Below are 6,615 nucleotides of genomic sequence, written 5' to 3'. Positions count from 1 at the left end.
GCGCCAGCCAGGTGGCAAGGCTTGAGTCGCCGCGAAAACTGTCGAGATGCGTGAAAGCCCGGACGTAGGTCTCCTGGACCACGTCCTCGGCCTCGCTGTCGTTGCGCAGGATGCCGCGGGCCAGCCGGTATAGCCTGCGGTTATTGTCCTTGATGATCGCGCGCACGGCCGTCTCGTCGCGCGCGATAGCGCGAGCGATGAGTTCGGCGTCGCCGGCTGGCGCGGTTTTCGGTGCGGTGGCCCTTTGCATGACGGTCTCACCCTCAATCTAGCAGATACCAACCATTGGATGCGGCAAAGCGGCAAAGGTTCCCCGGAATCGTAGGCCAAATTGGTTAACCGGGCAGGGGCTCGGCCGCGATCGCAGCGCCGCCATGGGCATGCGTTTCCAGGGCGTCGAGGAAGCAGCGGACCTTGGCCGGAACGAATTGGCGCGTGGGCAGCAGGGCATGCACGCTGAGAGGCTCGCAGACATGGTCAGTCAGCAGGGGCGTGAGCGAGCCGGCTTCGACAGCGGCGCGGGTGAAACTGGACGTCACCCGCACGACGCCGAGACCGGCCAGCGCCGCCTGAAGCCTGATATGGGCGTTTGAGCTCACCAGTTTCGCTCTCTCCACGGCCAGGTGTTCGGTCTTGCCGCCCGGTGGGGTGACCGCCCAGGCCGTATCGCCGGGGCCGGCGAGCAACGGCAGTTGGCCGAGGTCCTCCAGCGTTCGCGGTTCGCCAAAGCGTTTCCATAGCGACCGCGCGGCGAACAGTCCGCGCTCGAGCGTGAACACCCTGCGGATGACGATGCCCGCGGAGGGCAACGGTGCTTCCAGCATCGCGAAGACGATATCGTAGTTCTCGGCGATCGGGTTGACGATCTCGTGTTCGACGTCGATCCGGATCGTGAGATCCGGATAGCGTTCCATCAATTCGCAAGCGACCGGCCCGGCGTGGTGGGCGCCGAACTCGTAGGGCGATTTGATGCGCAGCGTGCCGGCAACCGCGCCCCTCATCGCGAGCGCCTCGCTTTGCGTATCGTGCAATGCGCTGAACAACGGCTTGACCCGCCGGTAGATCGTGTTGCCTTCGTCCGTCAGTCGCAGATGCCGTGTCGTGCGCTCGATCAACCGCAGCCCGAGATGGCCCTCCAGCCGCTGCACCGCCGCGCTCAGGCTGGATTTGGGATGACCAAGCGCGCGGGTGGTGGCGCTGAAGCCGCCATGCTCGACCACCTGACAAAACAGCTCCCAGTCGCGCCAATCCATGACGGGTATCCAGACGAAAGGCGAAAGCTCGATGCGCTCCGCAGGGATTGTCCATCCAGCTGAACAGTGTGTCCAGACAAATCCCATTCTCCGGCCGGGGCGGTTGACCTAACAATCGGAAAAAGTCCAACCGGGAGGGTGACATGAACGACCACGGAATCTTTCTCTACAATTCCTGGTACGTCGCGGCGTGGAATCACGAGCTGATCGACGGCAAGAAGCTGGCGCGCACCATTCTGGAACGGCCGATCGTGCTTTATCGCGGCGCGAGCGGCAAAGTCGTTGCGCTTGACGATCGCTGCTGCCATCGCGCGGCGCCGCTATCGATGGGGCGCATCGAAGGCGACGACATCCGCTGCATGTATCACGGCATGAAGTTCGCCTCCGACGGCAAGTGCATCCAGATTCCGGGTCAAGACAGTATTCCGGCGAAGCTAGGCGTGCGCAGCTATCCGGTGGTCGAACGCTACAATCTGGTTTTCATCTGGACCGGCGATCCCGAGAAGGCCGACCCGAAGCTGATCCTCGATTATCCGCCGCTCGAGGATCCCAAATGGCGCGGCCTGCCCGGCTACATGCACTACAAGGCCAACTGGCTTTTGATCGTCGATAACCTCAGCGACTTCGCCCACCTCGCCTTCGTGCACACCAACACGCTCGGCGGCTCCGAGGAATATGCCTACAAGACCAAGCCGGTTGCGATCGAGAAACTGGATGACGGTTTTAAGGTCGAGCGCTGGCACATGGGCGCCGAGCCGCCGCCCTACCACAAGAAGGTCATCCCGAACAAAACCGACAAGATCGACCGCCGCAACATCGGCCGCATGATCATTCCCGGGATATTCACGCTCGACACGACGTTTGCCCCGGCAGGCGGGGGCGTCGAGAAGGGCGTAGCCGTTCCCGGCACGCGGCAATACCGCAATGCCCAGTTCATGACGCCGGAAACGCGCAGCTCGACCCACTTCTTCTGGAACTATCTGCACGACTTCGACATCGAAAATCCGAACATTGCATTGTCGCTGCGACACTCGCTCGAAGAAGGTTTCAACGAGGACAAGGACATCATCGAGGCCCAGCAGAAGGTGTTCGACGCCGATCCGAACTATCAGCTTCTCGCCATCGGGGCCGATGCGCCGCTGACCTATTTCCGTTGGCTGTTTGCGCGGAAGATCGAGGCGGAAAAGAACGCCGCCCGCGCGGCCTGAGCCAAGCGAAGCGCGGCTGAAAGAAAAAGCGGCGGCACCGTTTAGGTTGCCGCCGCTTTCGCATTTTGGATGAAGGCGCGCTTACTTCGCCGCCGTCACCATGATCTCGACATTGTATTTCGGATTGGCAAGCTTGACCTCGACGGTGGCGCGCGCCGGCGTATTGCCCGGCGAGACCCAGGCGTCCCACGCCGCGTTCATTTCCGGGAACGTCTTCATGTCGGTGATGTAGATCGTCGTGGTCAAGAGCTTGGATTTGTTGGTGCCGGCCTTCGCCAGATGGCCGTCGATGATCGAAAGAATTTCCTGCGTCTGCTTGGTGACGCTTTCTCCGGCGGTCGTATTGGCGACAATGCCGGCGAGATAGACGGTGTCGCCATGGACGACGGCCTGGCTCATGCGCGGTCCGGTATCGAAACGTTGGATGGTCATGTTGTTCTCCCGTGGCTGATGCCGCGACTTAGCCTGCCAGCGCTTTTACCGCTACTACCTTGTCGCGAGGATCAGGGTTCTGATTTTCACAAGACGGCCTTGGCCGCGGCGCGGCCCGCATTGCGGCCCGAGAACAGGCAGCCGCCGAGAAAAGTACCTTCGAGCGCGCGGTAGCCGTGCATGCCGCCGCCGCCGAAGCCCGCCGCTTCGCCGGCGGCATAGAGTCCGGGCATGATCTTGCCGCTCTGGCCGAAGACGCGCGAATCAAGATCGGTCTCAAAACCGCCGAGCGTCTTGCGGGTCAGGATATTGAGCTTCACTGCGATCAGCGGCCCATGCGCAGGGTCGAGAATCCGGTGTGGCGCGGCGGTTCGGATCAGACGGTCGCCGATATAGCGGCGCGCATTGTGGATGTTGATGATCTGCGTGTCCTTGGCATAGGCATTTGTGATTTCACGATCGCGCGCCTCGATCTGGGCCTTGATGGCCTCGCACTTCAGAAGATCGTTGCCCGAGAGCGCATTCATGGCGTTGACAAGATCGGCGAGATTGTCGCGCACGATGAAGTCCGCGCCATGTTTCTTGAAAGCTTCGACGGGAGCGGGCGCGCCCTTGTTGGTGGCGCGCCGCGCCGTCATCAGCCAGCTCTTGCCCGTGAGATCGGGATTCTGTTCCGAGCCGGATAGCGCGAATTCTTTCTTGATGATGCTCTGGGTCAATACGAACCACGAATAGTCGTGACCCGTTGAGACGATGTATTCCAGCTGGCCGAGCGTGTCGGAGCCGGGAAACAGCGGCGACGGCAGTCGCTTGCCGGTCGCGTCGAACCACATCGAGGATGGCCCCGGCAGGATGCGAATGCCGTGGCGCGGCCAGATCGGCGACCAGTTCCGGATGCCCTCGACGTAGTGCCACATGCGGTCGCGGTTGATCAGCCGCGCGCCGGCGGCTTCCGTAATCCCGATCATCCGTCCGTCGACATGCTCGGGCACGCCGGAGATCATGTTGGCGGGAGCCGGGCCGAGTCGCGCTGGCCAGTTCTGCCGAACCAACTCGTGGTTGCCGCCGATACCGCCGGAGGCGACGATGACGGCCTGCGCGCGCAGCGTGAATTCGCCGATGACTTTGCGCGAGCTGCTTTGGCCCCGCTCGACCGGGTCTGGTTCGAGGATCGCGCCCTGAACGCCGTCGACGCTGTCGTTTTGAAAAGTGAACGCATCGACGCGGTGGCGAAATTTGAACGTCAGCAATCCTGTTTTTTCCGCCTCGCGGGCGCGGCGCTCGAACGGCTCGACGATGCCGGGGCCGGTGCCCCAGGTCACGTGGAACCGGGGTACCGAATTGCCGTGGCCCATGGCATCATAGCCGCCACGCTCCGCCCAGCCGACCACCGGAAAAATACGGTGCCCCATCGCCCGCAGCCAGCTTCGCTTCTCGCCGGCGGCGAAAGCGAGATAGGCCTCCGCCCAGCGCCGCGGCCAGAGGTCTTCGTCGCGGTCGAACCCCGCCGTGCCCATCCAGTCCTGGTGCGCTAGTTCGTAGCTGTCCTTGATGCCAAGCCGGCGCTGCTCGACAGAATCGACCAGAAAAAGCCCGCCAAATGACCAGAACGCCTGTCCGCCAAGGCTTTGCTCGCCTTCCTGATCCACGACAATGACGCGCCTGCCGGCCCCAGCGATTTCGGTCGCGGCGACAAGGCCGGCGAGCCCCGCGCCCACCACGATGACGTCAACTTCGCCTGTCATCGCTTTCCCCCCATAGTCTAATGAAGCCCGCAACTCCCCGGATGGTCAACCGTAAGCCGGACGGTCAAGATGGGCCGCTGGCCGAACTGCACTCGCGAAAGCATTTTGTTCCAGTTTGGGATCGGGCAAGGCAAGTTGGCGGCAGGGTGCAGCGCGCCGGCAACACTCGATGTGAATTTAATTTGAAACGCGGTGCCCATCTGGACAAAATGGCGAACTCGAAACACCCTCACGACGCATCACAACGCCGTCGGATTCAAGTCCGGCAGGTTCAGACCGGGGCCGGACAATGAAATTGATGATGGGGCTGCTCGCTGCGGTTGTTCTGCTGGCGAGCATGGGGGCAAGCCATGCGGTGGTTCGTATCGGCGAGGACCGCGGCGGCCGGATCGGCACCTACGTGGACAAGTACCAGGAAGTGCGTACCTCCGGCGAGATGGTGATCATCGATGGCCTCTGCGCCTCGGCCTGCACCATCGTGCTCGGCGCCATTCCCCATGACAAGATTTGCGTGACGTCTCACGCGGCGCTCGGCTTCCATGCGGCCTGGGACATGGACGACGACGGTCACGCCATCACCAATCCCGAAGCCACCCATATGCTCTATTCGATGTATCCGGCGCCGGTGAAAAAATGGATCAATCAGCGCGGCGGGCTGACCGCGCACATGATCTATCTGCGCGGCAAAGAGCTGACGAGCATGTACCACCCCTGTTACCTCGACGCCCGGGCTTCGACGGCGCATTAATCGCTCTTATTCCCAAGCCCGGATCAGCATCACGTGATTTAGGCCGTGGCTCTCGCGCTTGCGGGGCCCGGCCGCAGGCTTTATCTGAACGGTAGTGGCCCAAACGGCACGTTGTCGGCTGGAGCACTTCAGATAGGTCATGGATGGCGCACCCCCTTTCCACGCCACAGCCGATAACGCGGACGTCCGAGCCCGCGAACCGGTTGGCGCGTGGCGTGGTGTTCGGCGGAGTGGGGCTTGGCGCCGTGCTTCTGCTGGCGGCAGCGATCTTGTGGGTTCGCTACGGAACCGCGGTCTTCTTCGAGATGATCGCGTCCGGCTTCGCCGCGTGCTTCTAAAACAGGATTTGGATGATGGATCGGACCGCCCGCCCGCTCGTCGTGATTGGAGCGTTCGCCGGAAGCCTCGCTCTCGGGCTTGTTCTGATGTTGTGGGTGATGGGCGGCCTGCGCCATGTCACGGCCCCGGCCGCGATCGGCGGGCCGTTCCAGCTGACCGACCAGACCGGCCAGACCGTGACCGAAAAATCCATGCAGGGCCATCCCACCCTGGTTTTCTTCGGCTTCACTCACTGTCCGGACGTCTGTCCGACGACGCTGTTTGAGATGTCTGAAGTGCTGCGGGCGATGGGCAAGGACGCCGAGCGCGTCAACGCCTACTACATTTCGGTCGACCCCGAGCGCGATACCCAGGCCGCGATGAAGGAGTATTTGTCGAGTTTCGATCCGCGGCTGAGAGGTCTAACCGGCAGTTCGGAGGCGATCGCGAAGGTGCTTTCCGAATACCGCGTCTATGCCAAGAAAGTCCCCTTGAAGGACGGCGACTACACCATGGACCACACCGCGCTGATCTATCTGATGGATCGCGACGGCAAATTCGTTTCCCCATTCAACCTCAATCGCAAGCCCGAGGAAGCGGCAACTGACCTCAAGCGTTATCTTTGAAGGCAGGCAATTCCGCCGGGGTCTTCAGACGCCGTTTGCTTCGCCGTGAGAGGAGTCAATCGCGAGCGAATGCTGGAATCGGACCGCGGGATGGGTCTATATGGCCCCGATTTCTCCGAAAAATCGGCGAGCGATGCAGGCCCACCTGACCAGCTTTATCGGACGTAAGCCACCGGGCTCGATGCGGGCGCTGAAACCGTGCCGGCTTGTTTCGGCGCTCGCGTTCGCCCTGACGCTGGCGGGTGGATTGGCTCACGCGCAGAGCACGCCGGCGCCAGGCCAGGC

At 62.4% G+C, this 6,615-nt stretch carries 9 protein-coding genes; 5 read left to right on the top strand and 4 right to left on the bottom strand.

Annotation, left to right across the window (positions count from 1 at the left end; translation table 11 throughout):
• Both WB528_RS19215 and WB528_RS19210 read right to left on the bottom strand, forming a co-directional pair.
• The coding region (locus WB528_RS19215; RefSeq protein ID WP_423889978.1) for a sigma factor at positions 1-250 on the bottom strand (250 nt) is incomplete at its 3' end.
• Positions 251-335: 85 nt separating this feature from the next.
• Positions 336-1,253: a LysR family transcriptional regulator gene (locus WB528_RS19210; protein WP_423889977.1), complete on the bottom strand. Its 918-nt coding sequence runs from the start codon at positions 1,251-1,253 to the stop codon at positions 336-338.
• Positions 1,254-1,396: 143 nt separating this feature from the next.
• On the opposite strand from WB528_RS19210, the gene WB528_RS19205 reads away from it, so the two are divergent.
• On the top strand, positions 1,397-2,461 hold the full coding sequence (locus WB528_RS19205) for a Rieske 2Fe-2S domain-containing protein (RefSeq protein WP_423889976.1): 1,065 nt from the start codon (positions 1,397-1,399) through the stop codon (positions 2,459-2,461).
• An 81-nt stretch (positions 2,462-2,542) separates the two neighbouring features.
• Here WB528_RS19205 and WB528_RS19200 read toward each other — a convergent pair whose 3' ends face one another.
• Both WB528_RS19200 and WB528_RS19195 read right to left on the bottom strand, forming a co-directional pair.
• A complete protein-coding gene (locus WB528_RS19200; RefSeq protein ID WP_423889975.1) occupies positions 2,543-2,893 on the bottom strand; it encodes a RidA family protein in 351 nt (116 codons plus the stop codon).
• An 86-nt stretch (positions 2,894-2,979) separates the two neighbouring features.
• Positions 2,980-4,638 (bottom strand): FAD-binding dehydrogenase, encoded by a 1,659-nt coding sequence (locus WB528_RS19195; protein WP_423889974.1) that lies wholly within the window; start codon positions 4,636-4,638, stop codon positions 2,980-2,982.
• A 289-nt stretch (positions 4,639-4,927) separates the two neighbouring features.
• On the opposite strand from WB528_RS19195, the gene WB528_RS19190 reads away from it, so the two are divergent.
• From WB528_RS19190 to WB528_RS19175, 4 genes are all read left to right on the top strand, one after another.
• Positions 4,928-5,386, top strand: coding sequence for a hypothetical protein (locus tag WB528_RS19190; protein WP_423889973.1), 459 nt, complete (start codon positions 4,928-4,930; stop codon positions 5,384-5,386).
• A 143-nt stretch (positions 5,387-5,529) separates the two neighbouring features.
• On the top strand, positions 5,530-5,724 hold the full coding sequence (locus WB528_RS19185; RefSeq protein WP_423889972.1) for a hypothetical protein: 195 nt from the start codon (positions 5,530-5,532) through the stop codon (positions 5,722-5,724).
• A 15-nt stretch (positions 5,725-5,739) separates the two neighbouring features.
• Entirely contained in the window at positions 5,740-6,330 is a 591-nt protein-coding gene (locus WB528_RS19180) for an SCO family protein (RefSeq protein ID WP_423889971.1), read from the top strand.
• A gap of 100 nt (positions 6,331-6,430) precedes the next feature.
• Positions 6,431-6,615: hypothetical protein (locus WB528_RS19175; protein ID WP_423889970.1), on the top strand; the 185-nt coding region annotated here is incomplete at its 3' end.

Origin of the sequence: Bradyrhizobium sp., from assembly GCF_049586575.1 — a bacterium.
Taxonomy (GTDB): domain Bacteria; phylum Pseudomonadota; class Alphaproteobacteria; order Rhizobiales; family Xanthobacteraceae; genus Bradyrhizobium.
This window is presented reverse-complemented; position numbering and strand designations above follow the sequence as displayed.

Excerpts from the sequence above, each read along its gene's own strand:
- WB528_RS19210 (WP_423889977.1), bottom strand. The coding sequence starts at position 1,253 with ATGGATTGGCGCGACTGGGAGCTGTTTTGTCAGGTGGTCGAGCATGGC.
- WB528_RS19205 (WP_423889976.1), top strand. The coding sequence starts at position 1,397 with ATGAACGACCACGGAATCTTTCTCTACAATTCCTGGTACGTCGCGGCG.
- WB528_RS19200 (WP_423889975.1), bottom strand. The coding sequence starts at position 2,893 with ATGACCATCCAACGTTTCGATACCGGACCGCGCATGAGCCAGGCCGTC.
- WB528_RS19195 (WP_423889974.1), bottom strand. The coding sequence starts at position 4,638 with ATGACAGGCGAAGTTGACGTCATCGTGGTGGGCGCGGGGCTCGCCGGC.
- WB528_RS19190 (WP_423889973.1), top strand. The coding sequence starts at position 4,928 with ATGAAATTGATGATGGGGCTGCTCGCTGCGGTTGTTCTGCTGGCGAGC.
- WB528_RS19185 (WP_423889972.1), top strand. The coding sequence starts at position 5,530 with ATGGCGCACCCCCTTTCCACGCCACAGCCGATAACGCGGACGTCCGAG.
- WB528_RS19180 (WP_423889971.1), top strand. The coding sequence starts at position 5,740 with ATGGATCGGACCGCCCGCCCGCTCGTCGTGATTGGAGCGTTCGCCGGA.